The 16,574-nt window shown below is 64.1% G+C and carries 20 protein-coding genes; 6 read left to right on the top strand and 14 right to left on the bottom strand.

Annotated features, from left to right (window positions below; genetic code table 11):
• Positions 1–161 precede the first annotated feature (161 nt).
• Positions 162–707 carry a superoxide dismutase family protein gene (locus B2V90_RS03555; RefSeq protein ID WP_228220301.1) on the top strand — a complete coding sequence of 182 codons (546 nt, stop codon included), beginning with the start codon at positions 162–164 and terminating at the stop codon, positions 705–707.
• 15 nt (positions 708–722) lie between these two features.
• Here the strand turns inward: B2V90_RS03555 and thpR are convergent, their stop codons facing one another.
• Complete coding sequence (gene thpR, locus B2V90_RS03550) at positions 723–1,280, bottom strand: RNA 2',3'-cyclic phosphodiesterase (RefSeq protein WP_228220300.1); 558 nt, start codon at positions 1,278–1,280, stop codon at positions 723–725.
• A gap of 122 nt (positions 1,281–1,402) precedes the next feature.
• Here thpR and B2V90_RS03545 point away from each other — a divergent pair, with 122 nt between their 5' ends.
• Positions 1,403–2,140 carry a Bax inhibitor-1/YccA family protein gene (locus tag B2V90_RS03545; RefSeq protein WP_037542641.1) on the top strand — a complete coding sequence of 246 codons (738 nt, stop codon included), beginning with the start codon at positions 1,403–1,405 and terminating at the stop codon, positions 2,138–2,140.
• Positions 2,141–2,218: 78 nt separating this feature from the next.
• On the opposite strand, the gene B2V90_RS03540 is transcribed toward B2V90_RS03545, so the two are convergent.
• The 3 genes from B2V90_RS03540 to B2V90_RS03530 all read right to left on the bottom strand — a co-directional run bounded on the left by B2V90_RS03540 (position 2,219) and on the right by B2V90_RS03530 (position 4,966).
• Positions 2,219–2,851, bottom strand: coding sequence for a glutathione S-transferase family protein (locus tag B2V90_RS03540; RefSeq protein WP_228220299.1), 633 nt, complete (start codon positions 2,849–2,851; stop codon positions 2,219–2,221).
• Between the two features lie 175 nt (positions 2,852–3,026).
• Complete coding sequence (gene rpoH / locus B2V90_RS03535) at positions 3,027–3,938, bottom strand: RNA polymerase sigma factor RpoH (RefSeq protein WP_037542168.1); 912 nt, start codon at positions 3,936–3,938, stop codon at positions 3,027–3,029.
• 74 nt (positions 3,939–4,012) lie between these two features.
• Positions 4,013–4,966 (bottom strand): RluA family pseudouridine synthase, encoded by a 954-nt coding sequence (locus tag B2V90_RS03530; protein WP_228220298.1) that lies wholly within the window; start codon positions 4,964–4,966, stop codon positions 4,013–4,015.
• 17 nt (positions 4,967–4,983) lie between these two features.
• On the opposite strand from B2V90_RS03530, the gene B2V90_RS03525 reads away from it, so the two are divergent.
• On the top strand, positions 4,984–5,385 hold the full coding sequence (locus B2V90_RS03525) for a M67 family metallopeptidase (RefSeq protein WP_228220297.1): 402 nt from the start codon (positions 4,984–4,986) through the stop codon (positions 5,383–5,385).
• A 91-nt stretch (positions 5,386–5,476) separates the two neighbouring features.
• The gene (locus B2V90_RS03520) at positions 5,477–6,124 is read left to right on the top strand and encodes a histidine phosphotransferase family protein (RefSeq protein WP_031299033.1); all 648 of its coding nucleotides are present in this window, start codon (positions 5,477–5,479) and stop codon (positions 6,122–6,124) included.
• Here the strand turns inward: B2V90_RS03520 and B2V90_RS03515 are convergent.
• The 4 genes from B2V90_RS03515 to map all read right to left on the bottom strand — a co-directional run bounded on the left by B2V90_RS03515 (position 6,121) and on the right by map (position 10,174).
• The gene (locus tag B2V90_RS03515; RefSeq protein WP_228220553.1) at positions 6,121–7,170 is read right to left on the bottom strand and encodes an NAD(P)H-dependent flavin oxidoreductase; all 1,050 of its coding nucleotides are present in this window, start codon (positions 7,168–7,170) and stop codon (positions 6,121–6,123) included. The two genes, B2V90_RS03520 and B2V90_RS03515, sit on opposite strands and share 4 nt — an antisense overlap.
• Before the next feature lie 103 nt (positions 7,171–7,273).
• Positions 7,274–8,686 (bottom strand): type I glutamate--ammonia ligase, encoded by a 1,413-nt coding sequence (glnA, locus tag B2V90_RS03510; RefSeq protein ID WP_228220296.1) that lies wholly within the window; start codon positions 8,684–8,686, stop codon positions 7,274–7,276.
• 87 nt (positions 8,687–8,773) lie between these two features.
• Entirely contained in the window at positions 8,774–9,112 is a 339-nt protein-coding gene (locus B2V90_RS03505; protein WP_009821456.1) for a P-II family nitrogen regulator, read from the bottom strand.
• A gap of 234 nt (positions 9,113–9,346) precedes the next feature.
• Positions 9,347–10,174, bottom strand: coding sequence for a type I methionyl aminopeptidase (gene map / locus B2V90_RS03500; RefSeq protein ID WP_228220295.1), 828 nt, complete (start codon positions 10,172–10,174; stop codon positions 9,347–9,349).
• A gap of 78 nt (positions 10,175–10,252) precedes the next feature.
• Between map and B2V90_RS03495 the strand changes: the two genes are divergently transcribed.
• Entirely contained in the window at positions 10,253–11,014 is a 762-nt protein-coding gene (locus B2V90_RS03495) for a competence/damage-inducible protein A (RefSeq protein ID WP_228220294.1), read from the top strand.
• Between the two features lie 7 nt (positions 11,015–11,021).
• On the opposite strand, the gene B2V90_RS03490 is transcribed toward B2V90_RS03495, so the two are convergent.
• The 4 genes from B2V90_RS03490 to rpiB form a co-directional block, all read right to left on the bottom strand.
• Positions 11,022–12,095, bottom strand: a complete 1,074-nt coding sequence (locus B2V90_RS03490; protein ID WP_228220293.1) for a TrmJ/YjtD family RNA methyltransferase — start codon at positions 12,093–12,095, stop codon at positions 11,022–11,024.
• Between the two features lie 79 nt (positions 12,096–12,174).
• Positions 12,175–12,636 (bottom strand): transcriptional regulator NrdR, encoded by a 462-nt coding sequence (nrdR, locus tag B2V90_RS03485; protein WP_228220292.1) that lies wholly within the window; start codon positions 12,634–12,636, stop codon positions 12,175–12,177.
• Positions 12,637–12,642: 6 nt separating this feature from the next.
• On the bottom strand, positions 12,643–13,962 hold the full coding sequence (gene glyA, locus B2V90_RS03480) for a serine hydroxymethyltransferase (protein ID WP_228220291.1): 1,320 nt from the start codon (positions 13,960–13,962) through the stop codon (positions 12,643–12,645).
• 12 nt (positions 13,963–13,974) lie between these two features.
• Entirely contained in the window at positions 13,975–14,412 is a 438-nt protein-coding gene (gene rpiB, locus B2V90_RS03475; RefSeq protein WP_228220290.1) for a ribose 5-phosphate isomerase B, read from the bottom strand.
• 105 nt (positions 14,413–14,517) lie between these two features.
• Between rpiB and B2V90_RS03470 the strand changes: the two genes are divergently transcribed.
• Complete coding sequence (locus B2V90_RS03470; protein ID WP_228220289.1) at positions 14,518–14,709, top strand: hypothetical protein; 192 nt, start codon at positions 14,518–14,520, stop codon at positions 14,707–14,709.
• Positions 14,710–14,712: 3 nt separating this feature from the next.
• Here B2V90_RS03470 and B2V90_RS03465 read toward each other — a convergent pair whose 3' ends face one another.
• A complete protein-coding gene (locus B2V90_RS03465; RefSeq protein WP_009821464.1) occupies positions 14,713–15,453 on the bottom strand; it encodes a LytR/AlgR family response regulator transcription factor in 741 nt (246 codons plus the stop codon).
• A gap of 7 nt (positions 15,454–15,460) precedes the next feature.
• The gene (locus B2V90_RS03460; RefSeq protein ID WP_228220288.1) at positions 15,461–16,570 is read right to left on the bottom strand and encodes a sensor histidine kinase; all 1,110 of its coding nucleotides are present in this window, start codon (positions 16,568–16,570) and stop codon (positions 15,461–15,463) included.
• Positions 16,571–16,574 lie beyond the last annotated feature (4 nt).

Genomic DNA, 16,574 nt, shown 5'->3' with positions numbered 1-16,574 from the left:
GGAATAGGCGCGTGCAAGCGGAAATCGCGTGCATTTGTCACTTTCGGTGTCGGCGTCAGGCCAAAGGCATGCGCCCGTGACAAATCGGTTCGCATCGGCAACAAAGGGCGGCCTGCCGCGTTCGGCTATGAGATTTGCCTTCTGCCCTTGGAGATTTGCTCATGAAAATCCTGCCTGTCATGCTCGTCCTGCCGCTGGGCGCCGCCCTGTCCGCCTGCGCCACCACCGGCACGGACGCTGCCATGCCGGCCGAAGCGCCGATGGCCAGTACCAAGCTCATGGCCGGCGACGGCAGCGCGCGCGGCACCGCGACTGTGACCGAAGCGGCCGACGGGCTGCATGTCCTGGTCAAGGCGCAGGGGCTGACGCCGGGCATGCACGCCGTCCATATCCACACGACCGGTATGTGCACCCCGCCCGACTTCACCAGCGCCGGTGGCCATTGGAACCCGACCAACCGCCAGCATGGCGCGGACAACCCGGCCGGCAAGCATATGGGTGACATGCCCAATATGATGGCGGGGTCGGACGGCATGGGCGAACTGGAATATGTCGTGCCCGGCGGCCTGATTTCGACCGGCTCCATGCCGTTGCTGGACAGCGATGGCGCGGCGGTGGTCATTCACGCGAAAGCCGATGACAATATGAGCGATCCGGCCGGCAACGCCGGCGGCCGCGTGGCCTGCGGCGTGCTGAAGGCCGGCTGAGCGGCGTTCACATCTTCAGATGGCGGGGCATATATCCCCGCCATCGCCACGATAATCCGCCACCGCATGGTAGCGCGCGCCATTATGTCCCAGGCGGCTTTCGAACAGGGTGAAGCCATCGATACGGAAGGCGGGCGTCGACAGTCCGGCATGAACGGCCAGGAAGCCATCGACCATTGCGCCTCTCCGCCCGAACCGGGCCAATGTTATATGCGGCAGATAGGCGCGTCCCTCCGGCGCAAGCCCCGCGCGGACGCAGGCGCGATCGACCTTGCGATGGAGTTGCGCCAGCGGTTCGCGGGGCTGCACGCCAGCCCATAACGTATCGACAACGCCCCTGCGGTCGAAACTGCCCACCCCCTCGATCCGCACATCGAAGGGCGTGAAACGGATAGCGCCGAGCAGATCGGCCAGGTCATTGGCCCGATGCCGGTCCACCTCTCCTATGAAGCGCAAAGTCAGGTGCAGTTGCTCGTCATCCTGCCACCGCGCCGCCTCCACCCCGCCGGCCAACGACAATAAGCGGGCCCGTATCGCTGCGGGCGGACGGATGGCGATAAACAGACGATGCATCGGCGGACTATAGCCCTGCGCGCCCAATGTGCCATATCCGTTCCGGTTTGGCTTGAAGTCGCCGCCATTAGGGCCGATAATGAAGGGACCGGCGACGAACGCCGGCAAAGGAGATGAATTTCATGGCCAACTGGTCCGACCCCCGATCCGGCGTTGCGGGTTTTGGCAACGCCACTGCCGCACGCGGCGAGGCGTTCGACGCCGGGCTGCGCCGCTATATGCTCTCGGTCTATAATTATATGGCGAGCGGCGTGTTGCTGACCGGCATCGTCGCTCTGCTGTTCGCGTCGAGCGGTCTTGCCTATCAGGTGCTCGCCGGGCCGGGCATCCTCAAATATATCATCATGTTCGCCCCGCTGGCCTTCGTGATGGTGCTGAGCTTCGGCATCAACCGGCTCTCGACGGCGACGGCCCAGGCGCTTTACTGGGTCTATGCCGCCGTGATGGGCCTGTCGCTCTCGTCAATCTTCCTGGTCTATACCGGAACGTCGATCGCACAGACCTTCTTCGCGACCGCCGCCGCATTTGCGGGCCTCAGCCTGTGGGGCTATACGACCAAGAAGGACTTGTCGGGTTTCGGCACGTTCCTGATCATGGGCGTTGTCGGCCTGCTGGTCGCCAGCCTCATCAACCTGTTCCTGCGCTCCAGCGCGATGGATCTGGTGATCAGCTTCCTGGGCGTGCTGCTGTTCGCGGGCCTCACTGCCTATGACACGCAGAAGATCAAGAGCATCTACGCGCATGTCGCCGGCACCGACATGATGGGCAAGTCGGTCATCATGGGGGCGCTGAACCTCTATCTCGACTTCATCAACATGTTCCTGTTCCTGCTGCGCTTCATGGGCGGCAGCCGCGACTGATCGCACATTTCAATCAAACAGGAAGGCCCGGCGGGACGATCCCGCCGGGCCTTTTTCGTTGTGGGACGACAGGGGGTATCACCCTTCCTTCTGCATCTCCGCGATCAGGGCGTTGTCGATCCCCTTCTGCCGCTGATAGGCGGGGCGTTCCCGCAACCGGCTGGCATAGGCTTCGAATGCAGGGCGGGACGGGATCGACTCGAAGGCGAGGCCCCAGTCCACTTGCGCCCCTACATAGACGTCGGCGGCGGTGAATTGCTCGCCGCAAATCCATGCATCACCCGACACCGCCATTTCCAATGCGTCGATCGCGTCGTCGAAGCTGCCATATCCTGCCATCTTCTCTCGTCCTTCCGGCACGACGAAGCCCAGGGCCTTGTTCGTGACAGCGGCCTCCACCGGCCCGGCGGCAAAGAACAGCCAGCGATAATAGGCGTCGCGCGCGTCCAGCGGCGGCGCTAAGCCGGCGTCGGGGAAGGCGTCAGCCAGATAGGCGCAAATGGCCGCACATTCCGTGACGACCCGCCCGCCATGCACAATCGCGGGAACCTTGCCCATCGGATTGATCGCGCGATAATCGGCGGCCTTCATGCTGCCGTCGTCGTAACCGAGGAGGATGGTGTCATAGGCTTCGCCGACCTCCTCCAGCATCCAGCGGGCGATCTGCCCACGCGACATGGGATTGGTGTAGAGCGTAAGGTCCAGGGCCATTGCAATGCTCCCGTGATTCATGAGGGCGGCAGAATGGCGCAACCGGATGGTCGGCGCCATCTGTTTGCGCCAGCATCATCGCCGCATCGGGCGGCAGGAGCGAAGGAGGGGCTTAAACGGGCGCAAAAAAAGCCCCGGATCGCTCCGGGGCCTTTCTGGTAAGATCTTGGTTCGATCAGGCCGTCGCCAACCGCGCCAGCTTGTCCAGCCGCCCGCCGGCGATCCGCATCATCGCCTTTTGCAGCTTTTCGAACGCCCGCACCTCGATCTGGCGGACGCGCTCGCGGCTGACGCCATAGACCTGGCTCAGTTCCTCCAGCGTCTTGGGCTCTTCCGCCAGCCGGCGTTCGGCCAGGATATGCTTTTCGCGGTCGTTAAGGTCATCCATCGCCTCGACCAGCATGTCGTGACGCTGCACCTTTTCCTGCTCGTCGGCGACACGCTCGTCCTGCAACGGATCGGTGTCGGCCAGCCAATCCTGCCACTGGCCCTCGCCATCCTCACGCATTGGCACGTTGAGCGACGTGTCGCCGCCCATCGCCATGCGACGATTCATGGAAATGACATCATCCTCGCTGACGCCAAGATCGGTCGCGATCTTCGTGACATCCTCGGGGCGCAGGTCGCCATCCTCGAACGCTTCGATATTGTTCTTCATCCGGCGCAGATTGAAAAACAGCTTCTTCTGCGCGGCGGTCGTGCCCATTTTCACCAGGCTCCACGACCGCAGGATGAATTCCTGGATCGACGCGCGGATCCACCACATGGCGTAGGTCGCCAGGCGGAAGCCGCGATCGGCCTCGAACTTCTTCACGCCCTGCATCAGGCCGATATTGCCTTCGCTGATCAGCTCGCTGACCGGCAGGCCATAGCCGCGATAGCCCATGGCGATCTTGGCCACCAGCCGCAGGTGCGAGGTTACAAGCTGCGCCGCAGCCTCAGGATCCTGATGTTCCTGATAGCGCTTTGCGAGCATATATTCCTGCTCGGGCGTCAACAGCGGAAATTTGCGAATTTCCGATAGATAGCGGTTGAGGCTGGCTTCACCGCCCAGCGCCGGAACCGCGGGGACATTGCTCTTGGCCATGTCGTCACCTTTCCCTTTCATGCGCGGCGGGACCAGAAGAGGCGTCACAGGCGCCGTCGCAAACTTGTCGAAACCTATACGTGAAGCGCGCTTAACAGTTCCTGCATATCGGCAGGAAGTGCACTTTCGAACATAAGCGGTTCGTCCGTTACCGGATGTATGAACCCCAACATTCTGGCGTGCAATGCCTGCCTTCTGAAACCCAGCGTTTCCAGTATTGATTTGAAACCTTTTCTTTCTCTACCGTAAACCGGGTCGCCAATCAAGGGGTGCCCGATATGTGCCATATGGACGCGGACCTGATGGGTGCGGCCGGTTTCCAGCCGACATTCCACCAGCGCCGCGCCACGCAGCCTGTCCAGCGTGCGATAATGAGTCACGGCATGTTTGCCGCGTCCTTCCCGATGAACCGCCATCTTCTTTCGATCAGCGTCCGACCGGCCGATCCAGCTATCGACGGTGCCGGCCGATGGAACGGGGATGCCATAGGTGATCGCCGCATAGGCCCGTTCGATGCTGTGATCCTTGAACTGGCGCGCGAGCCCTTCATGCGCCCTGTCCGTCTTGGCCACCACCAGCAGCCCCGACGTATCCTTGTCGATGCGATGGACGATCCCCGGCCGCGCGACGCCGCCAATGCCCGACAATTGCCCCGCGCAATGATGCAGCAGCGCATTGACCAATGTGCCGTCCAGATTGCCAGCGGCGGGATGGACGACTAGGCCCGCGGGCTTGTCGACCACCAGCAGGTCGGCGTCCTCATGCACGATGGTCAGCGGGATATCCTGCGCCACCGTGTCGAGTGGCACGGGCGGTGGTAGGGTGATGGTGAAGCGCTGGCCCTCAGCCACCTTCATCGACCCACTGATCTTGCCGACCGGCGCCGAAAGCACCTGGCCATCGCCAATCAGCGTTTTCAGCCGCTCGCGCGACAGGTCCGGCAACAGGTCCGCCAGGGCGCGATCCAGCCGCAGTCCATGCTGCGCCGGGCCGATTGTCGCTTCGATGATGGAATCCCCCAGGACCATTGGCTAGGGAGATAGGCATGAAGGTCGAGATAGCAAGGGGCGTGCTGGCGCAAATCAGGGCCTTGTGCGCGGCCGATCATAACGAGGTGTGCGGAATGCTGCTGGGCGCTGCGGGCCGCATCGATGCGGTCCGCCCGGCCTCCAATGTCGCGCCCGATCCGTCCCGGCACTTCGAACTGGATCCGGCCGTGCTGATCGCCGCCCATCGCGCCGCGCGGGACGCAGGTCCGGCCGTCATCGGCCATTATCACTCACACCCATCCGGGGTGGCTGTCCCATCGGCGACCGATGCCGCGTGCGCTGCGCCCGATGGCACGCTCTGGCTGATCGTCGCGGGTGACGTGGCGCGGTTGTGGATCGCCGGGCTGGGCGAGGGCGGCGCGGTGCGATTTGCCGAAGCGATGCTCGACATAAGGTGACGGAAAGGCGGCGAGTCGGGGTTGCATCGGGGGGCGGGGCGGCGCATTAGCCGAACAGTCCCCCTTATAAGCATTGGCGATCCGCATCCGCATGACCAACCCGACCGACAGCATCGAATTTGCCAGCCTTCTCTGTTCGCGCCTGTGCCACGACCTGCTGAGCCCGGTCGGCGCGCTCAACAACGGGCTGGAACTGATGGCGGACGAAACCGATCCGGCGATGCGCGAGCGCTGCCTGGATCTGTTGGGGGACAGCGCGCGGACATCGGCGAACAAGCTGAAATTCTTCCGCCTGGCCTTTGGATCGGCCGGCGGCTTTGGCGAGGCGGTTCCGCCGCATGAAGCCAAGGTCGCGATCGAGGGCATGTTCGCGGGCGCCGGCCGGGTCAAGGTCGGCTGGATGGTCGATGAACAGATGCTCGGCAAGCTGGCGGCCAAGATCCTCCTCAACCTGGCGTTGATCGCGGGCGACGCGCTGGTGCGCGGTGGGCAGCTCGACATCGGCGCGGAAACGCGGCCCGGCGTCACCGAAATCGTCGTGCGTGCCGAAGGGCCAAAGCTGGTGCTTGACCCCGACCTGCGCGCCGCATTGGCCGGCACGCTGCCGATCGAAGGGCTTGCGTCCCGCACCGCCGCCGCCTGGATGGTGCGCCAGCTGGTGATGGAGGCTGGCGGCCAGATCGTGCTTTCGCCCGCCGGCGAACCGACCCTGCTGTTCGGGGCGGTGATACCGGGTTAAGCTGCGCCCATTTCCGCCGCGATCGTCGCTATCAGCTCTGCGACCGGCATGGATCGCGCCAATGGCGCCCCCTGTCCCGCCCATTGCGCGCCAAAGCCGGTTTCGCCATGGACCTTGGCCGCCTGGTGCAGCGCCTTGCCCGCATCATAGGCGATCGGATAGTCGGGCGGCGCGTTCGCCACCCCTTCGCCCCAATCGACAAAGGCGTTGCGCAGGCAGCGCGCGGGTCGGCCGGACAAGGCGCGGGTCATAACCGTATCATGGGCGACATCGCTAAAGAGCGCCGCACGATAGGCAGCGTCGGCCTGGCTTTCGGGGCAGGCGATGAAGGCCGTGCCCATCTGCGCTGCTACGGCGCCCAGGTCCAGCGCCGCTCGGACGCCGCGCCCGTCCATGATCCCGCCCGCCGCGATGACCGGAAGGCCGGACCGCGCGACCAGCAATCGGGTCAGCGCCAGCGTGCCCAATCGCCCATCAGGCAGCGTGGGGTCGAACATGCCGCGATGCCCGCCGGCCTCATAGCCTTGCGCCACCAGCAGGTCGATGCCGGCGCGTCGCGCCGCCTCTGCCTCGGCTACATTCGTCACGCTGGCGGCAAGGAGGCAGCCGGCCGATTTCAGCCGGGCGATGCGTCGATTGTCCGGCAGGCCGAAATGAAAGCTGACGACCGCCGGCCGGGCCTCGACCAGCATGGCCAGCATTGCGTCGTCCTCGGCGAAACTGTGATAGATTTCGCGAAGGTGCGAGGGCGGCCTGGCATCGAAGCGGGCGAACAGCGGCGCCATTGCTGCGATCCATTGCGCCTCTACATCGGGGCGCGGCTTTGCCGGCTGGTGGACGAACAGGTTGACGTTGAAGGGGCGATCGGTGCGTGCGGCGACAGCGGCGATCATCGCCCGAGCCTGGTCTGCGTCGACCGCGCCCACCGCAATCGAGCCCAATGCGCCGGCGTTGCTGACCGCGGCGGCCATTTCGGGCGAGGAGACGCCCGCCATCGGCGCTTGGATGACGGGGACGGCAAGGTCGAGCGGTGCGAGCGGGTTCATCGCGCCGATGTGAGACGGCCGCCCCGGTTGGACAACCACCCGATCGCAAAAAAGCCCGACCGCTCGCGCGGCCGGGCTTCTCTTCACAACGCCTGGGAAAGGATCAGGCGCTGTAATACATGTCGAATTCGACCGGCGACGGGGCCATTTCCCAACGATAGACTTCGGGCCACTTCAGTTCGATATAGGCTTCGATCTGATCCTTGGTGAAGACGTCGCCCTTGAGCAGGAATTCGTAATCGGCTTCCAGGCTGGTCAGCGCCTCGCGCAGCGATGCGCAGACGGTTGGCACTTGGCTCAACTCTTCTGGCGGCAGGTCATAGAGATTCTTGTCCATCGCGGCGCCCGGATGGATTTTGTTCTCAATGCCGTCGAGGCCCGCCATCAGCAGCGCGGCGTAGCACAGATACGGGTTCGCCATCGCGTCGGGGAAGCGGAACTCCACGCGCTTAGCCTTGGCGCCCGCGCCATAGGGAATACGGCAGGAGGCCGAACGGTTGCGCGCCGAATAGGCGAGCAGCACCGGCGCTTCGAAGCCCGGCACCAGGCGCTTGTAGCTGTTGGTGGTCGGGTTGGTGAAAGCATTGAGCGCCTTGGCATGCTTGATGACACCGCCGATGAAATAGAGGCAGGTCTCGCTCAGGCCCGCATAGCCGTCGCCCGCGAACAGCGGCTTGCCGCCTTCCCAGATCGACATATGCGTGTGCATGCCGCTGCCATTGTCCTGCGCGATCGGCTTGGGCATGAAGGTTGCGGTCTTGCCATAGGCCTGTGCGACCATCTGGACGACGTACTTGTAGATCTGCATGCGGTCGGCGGTCTGGACCAGCGTGCCGAAGGTCAGGCCCAGTTCGTGCTGCGCGGCGGCGACTTCATGGTGGTGCTTGTCGCAGGGCAGGCCCATTTCCAGCATGGTGCTGACCATTTCGGCGCGGATGTCGGTGCACGGATCGACCGGCGCGACGGGGAAATAGCCGCCCTTGGCGCGCGGACGGTGGCCCAGATTGCCGCCCTCATATTCCTTGCCGGTGTTGGTCGGCAATTCGATGTCGTCGATCTTGAAATAGCTTTGCGAGTAATCATTTTCGAAACGCACATCGTCGAACATGAAGAATTCGGCTTCCGGCCCGACATAGACCGTGTCGCCGAACCCGGCGGATTTGACGAAGGCTTCGGCGCGCTTGGCGGTCGAACGAGGATCGCGGCTGTACAACTCACCGGTGTCCGGCTCGACAATGTCGCAGAAGATGATCAGCATGGGCGTCGCGCTGAACGGGTCGACATAGACAGCGTCCAGGTCGGGCTTGAGGATCATGTCAGATTCGTTGATCGCCTTCCAACCCTCGATCGACGAACCGTCGAACATCAGGCCGTCGGTCAGTTCATCCTCGCCAAGCACGCTCGACACCATGGTCAGGTGCTGCCACTTGCCCTTGGGATCGGTGAAGCGGACATCGACCCATTCGATCTCCTGTTCCTCGATCATCTTCAGGATGTCTTTTGGCGTGTTGGCCATATGCGCTTGCCCTTCTTTCAGAAAAACCCCCCCGAAGGGGTTTGTTGATGCCTGGCCGGCCGGCCCGCGCCGGGACCGGCCGCAATATTAGATCGCGTCGCTGTCGCGCTCGCCGGTACGGATGCGCACCGCGCCTTCGATGTTGGAAATGAAGATCTTGCCGTCGCCGATGCGACCGGTCTGGGCCGCGGCGGAAATCGCTTCGACCACGCGATCGGCGACCGAATCGTCGACCACCACTTCCAGTTTCACCTTGGGCAGGAAATCGACCACATATTCCGCGCCGCGATACAGTTCGGTATGCCCCTTTTGCCGCCCAAATCCCTTGGCTTCGGTGACGGTGATGCCCGACACGCCCACCTCGTGCAGCGCTTCCTTCACCTCGTCCAACTTGAACGGCTTGATGATCGCCTCGATCTTCTTCATCGCAAATAGTCCCAACCCGTGACGCGCTCTGACATGCGGGCGGTGCCCCATGCCTCTCCTCAAGCGACGATCCCATGCCCCCGCAAGGCTGGTGTCCGTCCCTCATCGCTATCAATTACCGTGCCAACTGGCGAATCGCTAGGACTGCTTTCGGCGATGCAGCAATCTTTGTCCATATTGCCCACAATCCGGGCAATATCCTGTCGTGCTGCCCAATAAACGGGCAGCTGGCGATCACCGATAGGGCGGGCAGTTCAGACCGGCCGGGCTTTGCGTGAAAATCTCGCACCCGGTTTCGGTGATGCCGATACTATGTTCGAATTGCGCCGACAGGCTGCGGTCGCGCGTCACCGCGGTCCAGCCATCATCCAGCATGCGCACGTCGGGCTTGCCGATGTTGATCATCGGTTCGATGGTGAAGAACATGCCGGGGCGCAATTCGGGGCCGGTGCCGGGGCGGCCGATATGCACGACCTCCGGGCTGTCGTGGAACACACGGCCCAGGCCATGGCCGCAAAAATCACGCACCACGCCATAGCGGTGCTTTTCGGCAAAGCGCTGGATCGCATGGCCGATGTCGCCCAGATGATTACCAGGCTTCGCCTGCTCGATCCCCAGCATCAGGCATTCATAGGTGATCTCGACCAGCCGGCGCGCCTTGATTGGTGCGTCGCCGGCAATATACATGCGGCTGGTATCGCCATGCCAGCCATCGACCTGCGGCGTGACGTCGATGTTGAGGATGTCACCGTCCTTGATCTTCGTATCGCCCGGAATGCCGTGGCAGATGACATTGTTCAGGCTGATACAGCAGCTATGCGTATAGCCACGATAGCCCAGCGTCGCCGGCACGCCGCCGCCTTCCAGCGTCATGCGGCGGACGATATCATCCAGCTCGCCGGTGGTGACGCCGGGCACGACATGGGGCACCAGCGCATCGAGTATTTCGGCTGCCAGCCGCCCGGCCTTGCGCATGCCGGCAAAGCCGGATTCGTCATGCAGCTTGATCGCGGTCGATCGGGTCACAGGCGCATCGGCCGTCATCGTCATATAGTCGGTCATGGGACGATTATAGGCGCTCGAACGCCATAATGCGAGGGGCGTCTAGGCAGGGCGCGCGGGCACGGCTATGACCGCGCCATGCCTGATCCCAACCGCACCTGGACCGCCGCCCTGATCGTCATCGGCGATGAAATTTTGTCGGGGCGTACCCAGGACAGGAATGTGGCGCAGATCGCCACATGGCTCAATGTTCAGGGCATCAGGCTGGCCGAGGTGCGCGTCGTCGCCGACGATCAGCCCGCCATTGTCGAAGCGGTCAACATCCTGCGCGCGCGCAATGACTATCTGTTCACCACCGGGGGCATCGGCCCCACGCATGACGACATCACTGTCGATGCCATCGCGGCGGCGTTGGGCGTCGGTGTCGTCATTCATCCCAAGGCGCGCGCGGTGCTCGAACTTTATTATGAAACGCGCGGTGGCCTCACCGACGCGCGGCTGCGCATGGCGCGCGTGCCCGATGGGGCGAGCCTGATCGAAAACCGCATGTCGGGCGCGCCGGGCATCAGGCATGGCAATATCTTCATCATGGCCGGCGTGCCTTCGATCACCGCGGGCATGCTCGAAGCGCTGACGGGCACGCTGGAGGGAGGCAGCCCGCTGCTGGCGACGACGATCGGCTGCTGGGTCGCCGAAAGCGAAGTCGCCGACCTGCTGGGCAAGACCGAACGGGCGCATGAGGGGTGCCAGATCGGCAGCTATCCTTTTTTTCGCGAAGGCCGGACTGGCGCGAATTTCGTGGTGCGCTCGACCGATCAGGCGCGGCTGGACGCTTGCGTATCCGCCCTGAGCGACGCGCTGGAGCAGGGCGGCTGGCCGGTGCACCCCGGCGGCATATAGGGGCGGGTCAGCGCGCGCGCGGTTTGCCAAGCGCGGACAGGACGCCGCGCAATGTCCGCACTTCCAGATGATTCCAGCCCGGCTTGGTCAGCAGGTTGCGCAGCGTCCGCTTGGTCGCGGGCGCGCGATCGGGCGGGAAGAAATAGCCGGCATGTTCCAGCAGCGTCTCGAACTGGCCAATCATCCCTTCCAGTTCGTCCTGCGGCGCGGGTTCGCCCAGGTCCGTGACGGTGGGCTGCGTCAGTGCGGCCTGCTTCGACCATTCATAGGCGCACAGGATCACCGCCTGCGCCAGGTTCAACGATCCGAACTCCGGGTTGATTGGCACGGTCAGAATCTTGCGCGCCAGCGCGACATCGTCGGTTTCCAGGCCCGATCGTTCGGGACCGAACACATAGGCGCTGCGACCCGTCACACCATGGATTTCGCGCGCCGCTTCGTCCGGCGTGACCACGGGCTTGGTGACGCCGCGCTTGCGCACGGTGGTCGCATAGACATGCGAGCAATCCGCGACCGCATCGGCCAGCGTCTCATAGACCTGCGCGCCGTCCAGCACGACGTCCGCGCCCGCCGCCGCCGGCCCGGCATCGGGATTGGGCCAGCCGTCGCGCGGGCTGACCAGCCGCATCTCGGTCAACCCGAAATTCAGCATGGCCCGCGCCGCCTTGCCGATATTCTCGCCGAGTTGCGGGCGGACGAGGACGATGACGGGAGTTGGCGTGGGCATAGTCTCGATATTAGCCGCCGCCTCACCTTCCGTTCGCCCTGAGCGAAGTCGAAGGGCGTCACTGAGCGGAGGCGAAGTATGTGATATTGCGGCTTGCTTCAACTTGGCCCAATCTTCAGCGATCAGCGCCTCCTTCTTCTCGCGAGACCAGCCCTTGATCTGCAATTCGCTTTCCATGGCTTCGGCACGGGTGGCGAACGCGGCAGACCACATCAGTTCGACGGGCAGGCGCCTGGATGTATAGCCCTTGATCGCGCCGGATTGATGGGCGGCGAAGCGAGCTTCAAGGTCGTCGGTGTGGCCGGTATAGTATGAACCGTCGGCGCAGCGAAGAATGTAGCTGTAGAAGGCCATGCCGGGTTAGTGACCTCGCTTCGCTCGGTCGAGGCCTTCGACTTCGCTCAGGCCGAACGAAGTGAGGTGCCGAGCCATGTCACTCACGCCCGACCTCCTTCACCGTCCCTGCAAACTCCTCGAAATCCTTGGCGTCTGTGAAGTCCTTGTAGACGCTGGCGAAGCGGATATAGGCGACGCTGTCGAGGCGTTTCAGCCCTTCCATCACCATTTCGCCGATCGCGCGCGCGGGGACTTCGCCGTCGCCGCTGGTTTCAAGCTGGCGCTGGATGCCGGAAATCAGCTTTTCCAGCCGGCTCGGGTCGATCGGCCGCTTGCGGCAGGCGATGCCGACCGACCGGGCCAGCTTGTCCCGGTCGAACGCTTCCTTGCGGCCTTCGCTCTTCACCACCCAGATGTCACGCAACTGGATGCGCTCGAAGGTGGTGAAGCGTGCGCCGCACGCCTCGCACTGGCGGCGACGGCGGATGGCGGCGCCATCCTCCGTCGGCCGGCTGTCCTTCACCTGGCTGTCTTCATGGGCACAGAAGGGGCAGCGCAAGCGGGCTTATCCTTCGTAGATGGCGAAGCGCGCGCACAGCGCCGCAACGCGCTCGCGGACATTGGCCTCGACGCTCGCGTCGCCTTCTTCGCCATGATCGCGCAGCCCCTCCAGCACGTCGGCGATCATGTCGCCAATCGCCTCGAACTCCGCCACGCCAAAGCCGCGCGTAGTCCCGGCGGGTGAACCCACGCGGATGCCGCTGGTCTTGGTCGGCGGCAGTGGGTCGCCCGGCACGCCATTCTTGTTGCAGGTGATGAAGCTGCGCTCCAGCGCCTCGTCCGCGTCCTTGCCCGAAATGCCGTAGGGGCGCAGGTCGATGAGCGCCAGATGCGTGTCAGTGCCGCCGGAAATGACCGCCAGCCCACGCTGCTCCAGCTTCGCGGCCAGCGCCTTGGCATTGGTGACGATCTGCTGCGCATAGGTCTTGAATTCGGGGCGCAGCGCTTCGCCGAAAGCCACCGCCTTGGCGGCGATGACATGCATCAGCGGGCCGCCCTGAAGGCCGGGGAAGATGGCCGAATTGATCTTCTTGGCGATCGCCTCGTCATCGGTCAGGATCATGCCGCCACGCGGGCCGCGCAGCGTCTTGTGCGTAGTCGTCGTCACGACATGGGCATGGCCGAAGGGCGACGGGTGCGCGCCGCCGGCGACCAGGCCTGCGAAATGCGCCATATCGACCATGAACAGCGCGCCGACCTTGTCCGCGATGGCGCGGAAACGGGCGAAATCGATCTGGCGCGGATAGGCGCTGCCGCCCGCGATGATCAGCTTTGGCTGGCATTCGATCGCCTGCCGCTCGACATCGTCATAGTCGATCAAATGCGTGTCTTCGCGCACGCCATATTGGACGGCGTTGAACCACTTGCCCGACATGCTGGGCTTGGACCCGTGGGTCAGGTGGCCGCCCGCGTCCAGGCTAAGGCCCATGATCGTTTCGCCCGGCTTCACCAGCGCCAGCATCACGCCGCCATTGGCCTGCGCCCCCGAATGGGGCTGGACGTTGACGAAGTTGCAGCCGAACAATTCCTTGGCGCGGTCGATGGCGAGCTGTTCCACCACGTCGGATGGGGCACAGCCCTGATAATAGCGCTTACCCGGATAGCCTTCGGCATATTTGTTGGTGAAGACCGAGCCTTGCGCCTCCAGCACCGCCTTTGACACGATGTTTTCCGACGCGATCAGCTCGATCTGCGTCTGCTCGCGCTTCAATTCCTGTTGCACGCCGCCGAACACGGCGGGATCGGCGTCCGCCAGGCTGCGGGTGAAATAGCCTTCCGAACGAATGTCCGACAGGGCGGGGGGGGAGAGGGTGTCGGTGCTCATCGCAGGATCCTTTCAGAGCGCAGGCTGGGAGAGTTTGTCCACGCGGCCGGCATGACGTCCGCCGCCAAATTCGGTGGTCAGGAATGCGGTTACGCAGGCCTTGGCCATGTCCACGCCGGTCAGGCGCGCGCCCATGGCCAGGACGTTGGCGTCATTATGCTCGCGTGAAAGGGCGGCCGACAGCGGCTCGCCGACCAGCGCGCACCGGCAGGCAGGGTTGCGATTGACCGCGATCGAGATGCCGATGCCCGATCCGCACAGCGCGATGCCGCGGTCGGCCGCGCCCGATGCGACCGCTGTCGCGAGCTTGTAACCATAATCGGGATAATCCACCCGGTCGGCGGTCGCCGGCCCCAGGTCCTCGACCAGGTGACCTTCCGCGCGCAGCCACTGCGCCAGTTCCGCCTTCAATTCGACGGCGGCATGATCGGAAGCGATGGCGATGTTCATGGGCTGCAACGGTCCTTCACCTGCGGGTGATTCGGGTCTGCGCGCCTCATAGGAGGACAAGGCCGCAATTGCCACAGTCCAGCTTGCCGCTTATGGCATCGCTTCATGGCCGGCACCCTTCTTTCCATCCTGATGCTTGCGGGCGTGTTGCTGACGGGCGGCGGCATTTACGCCATCGCGCGCAGGGGCGATCGCAAACGCGGCGCGCTGATGATCATCGCAGGCCTTGTCATGTTCGCCAATGTCGCGATCACGGCGCTGCCGGGTCCGGACGCGCGTCTGCTGGAAACGCGCTGAGGCTCAGCGTCCCGTCATCGCCCGTGCATTGGCCAGGAAGGTGCGGCCGATCCTTATCTCGCCTCCGTCCGCCAGCGCCGCGAACCACACGCCGCTGCCGTCATGGCGCAGCCGCGCGATATGGTCGCGCCGCACGATATGCGACCGGTGCAGGCGGACGAACTGCTGCGGGTCCAGCCTTTCCTCCAGCGAACTGATCGTCTGGTGCAGCAAATAGCTGTGCTGCCCGACATGCAGGCGCATATAATCGCGCTCCGCCTCGATCCGGTCGATCTGGTCGGTGGCGAGGCGGATCAGTTCGGACCGGTGCGGCACCCAGAATTCCTCCGCCCATTCCGGTTGCGGCTCGGCCGCCGCCTCGCCTTCGGGCAGGCGGTTGCGCAGCGCCGCCTCCACCCGGTCGATAGCGCGCGACAAACGGTCATGCGCAACGGGTTTCAGCATATAATCGACCGCCGCCAGATCGAACGCCTCGACCGCGAAACCTTCGAACGCGGTGACGAAAATGACCGCGGGGCGCATGCCCATACGTCCGACCGCGCGTGCGACGCCGATGCCGTCGAGCAACGGCATGGCGATGTCCAGCATGACGAGGTCGGGCTTCAACCCCTCGATCAAGCGCAGCGCCGCCTCGCCATCGCTGGCGGTGCCGACCAGGGCGATGCGCGGTTCGCGCGCGCACAGCATCTGCAACCGCTCGATCGCCAGCGGTTCGTCATCGACGATCATCGTGCGGATGGACATGATGCGTTCAGCACCCCTTGCGAAGGATGGGAAGGGTCAGCAGCACGGCAAAGCCGCCCGCCTCGCGCGGACCATAGACGATCCGCCCGCTATCGCCAAAGCGGGCGCTCAGCCGGTCGCGCACATTGGCGAGGCCGATGCCGTTGCCGCCGTCCGCGTCGCCGGGCGGATTGGGGCCATCGTCGGTGACGTTGATGTGCATCAGGTCGCCATCCTCGCGTGCGGTGATCCGGATCTCCACGGGCCGGGATGTGCGCGACACGCCATATTTGATGGCATTTTCGACCACCGGTTGCAGGATCAGGCCCGGAACGCAGGCGGTCAGCAGCGTCGGCGGAATGTCGATCACCGTCTTCAGACGGTCGGGGAAACGCACCCCCTCAATATCCAGATAGAGTTTCTGGAGATGCACTTCCTCCGCCAGCGGCACATCGTCGAGCGGATCGCCGGTCAGGCTGGTGCGATAGAAATTGCTGAGCGACATGATCATCTGCTCGGCCTCGTCGCGCCGGTCCTTCATCACCAGCGAGGAGAGCGAATTGAGCGTGTTGAACAGGAAATGCGGGTTCACCTGATAACGTAGCGAGCGCAATTCGGCCTGCTGCGCCGCGCGCTCGAGCCGGGCGGCGCGGCGCTCCACCCGGCGTGCTTCGCTGGCGTAGGAAAGGGCAAGGTAAAGGCCCGCCCATGCGGACAGGAAGAAGAAGCGGCTGATCGCATCCTCGACGATGCTGATCAGCGCATAATTTTCCTCGACCGCCTTTTTCTGCATCTCGGCATCAGCGAACATCGTGGGGTCATAGACGTTGAACATATAATAGTTGGTCGCGGCCATCGCGAGCGCGAAGGGCGCGGCGAGCGAAAAGGCGGCGACGATCCGCAGCGCCAGGGGCCGCGCATCGAAGCGGCGCAGCACCAGATAGAGCACCCAGGTGATGATGATGCCGATGATCGCCACCACCATGCGGCGGGCGGCCATTTCCATCTGCGATTCAAAGCCTACCACCGCAGCGCGCAGGCTGACCAGCATGGTGTAGAACAGCCAGAAGCCCAGAATGGAATAGAGCGCGATCGCGGGGGAAACGCCGCGGTCGCCGTCTTCGGGAAACAAAGTCATGGTT

Origin of the sequence: Sphingobium sp. UBA5915 (genome assembly GCF_002431195.1) — a bacterium.
In the GTDB taxonomy this organism is placed as follows: Bacteria; Pseudomonadota; Alphaproteobacteria; order Sphingomonadales; family Sphingomonadaceae; genus Sphingobium; species Sphingobium soli.
Note: the sequence above shows the minus strand (reverse complement) of the source record. Positions and strands in the feature narration are given on the sequence as shown.

Excerpts from the sequence above, each read along its gene's own strand:
- B2V90_RS03515 (WP_228220553.1), bottom strand. The coding sequence starts at position 7,170 with ATGAACCCGCTCGCACCGCTCGACCTTGCCGTCCCCGTCATCCAAGCG.
- glnA (WP_228220296.1), bottom strand. The coding sequence starts at position 8,686 with ATGGCCAACACGCCAAAAGACATCCTGAAGATGATCGAGGAACAGGAG.
- rpiB (WP_228220290.1), bottom strand. The coding sequence starts at position 14,412 with ATGAACATCGCCATCGCTTCCGATCATGCCGCCGTCGAATTGAAGGCG.
- B2V90_RS03540 (WP_228220299.1), bottom strand. The coding sequence starts at position 2,851 with ATGGCCCTGGACCTTACGCTCTACACCAATCCCATGTCGCGTGGGCAG.
- B2V90_RS03465 (WP_009821464.1), bottom strand. The coding sequence starts at position 15,453 with ATGTCCATCCGCACGATGATCGTCGATGACGAACCGCTGGCGATCGAG.
- thpR (WP_228220300.1), bottom strand. The coding sequence starts at position 1,280 with ATGCATCGTCTGTTTATCGCCATCCGTCCGCCCGCAGCGATACGGGCC.
- B2V90_RS03520 (WP_031299033.1), top strand. The coding sequence starts at position 5,477 with ATGACCAACCCGACCGACAGCATCGAATTTGCCAGCCTTCTCTGTTCG.
- glyA (WP_228220291.1), bottom strand. The coding sequence starts at position 13,962 with ATGAGCACCGACACCCTCTCCCCCCCCGCCCTGTCGGACATTCGTTCG.
- B2V90_RS03555 (WP_228220301.1), top strand. The coding sequence starts at position 162 with ATGAAAATCCTGCCTGTCATGCTCGTCCTGCCGCTGGGCGCCGCCCTG.
- B2V90_RS03505 (WP_009821456.1), bottom strand. The coding sequence starts at position 9,112 with ATGAAGAAGATCGAGGCGATCATCAAGCCGTTCAAGTTGGACGAGGTG.
- B2V90_RS03490 (WP_228220293.1), bottom strand. The coding sequence starts at position 12,095 with ATGGCCTTCTACAGCTACATTCTTCGCTGCGCCGACGGTTCATACTAT.
- B2V90_RS03545 (WP_037542641.1), top strand. The coding sequence starts at position 1,403 with ATGGCCAACTGGTCCGACCCCCGATCCGGCGTTGCGGGTTTTGGCAAC.
- map (WP_228220295.1), bottom strand. The coding sequence starts at position 10,174 with ATGACCGACTATATGACGATGACGGCCGATGCGCCTGTGACCCGATCG.
- B2V90_RS03470 (WP_228220289.1), top strand. The coding sequence starts at position 14,518 with ATGGCCGGCACCCTTCTTTCCATCCTGATGCTTGCGGGCGTGTTGCTG.
- B2V90_RS03525 (WP_228220297.1), top strand. The coding sequence starts at position 4,984 with ATGAAGGTCGAGATAGCAAGGGGCGTGCTGGCGCAAATCAGGGCCTTG.
- B2V90_RS03495 (WP_228220294.1), top strand. The coding sequence starts at position 10,253 with ATGCCTGATCCCAACCGCACCTGGACCGCCGCCCTGATCGTCATCGGC.
- rpoH (WP_037542168.1), bottom strand. The coding sequence starts at position 3,938 with ATGGCCAAGAGCAATGTCCCCGCGGTTCCGGCGCTGGGCGGTGAAGCC.
- B2V90_RS03530 (WP_228220298.1), bottom strand. The coding sequence starts at position 4,966 with ATGGTCCTGGGGGATTCCATCATCGAAGCGACAATCGGCCCGGCGCAG.
- B2V90_RS03460 (WP_228220288.1), bottom strand. The coding sequence starts at position 16,570 with ATGACTTTGTTTCCCGAAGACGGCGACCGCGGCGTTTCCCCCGCGATC.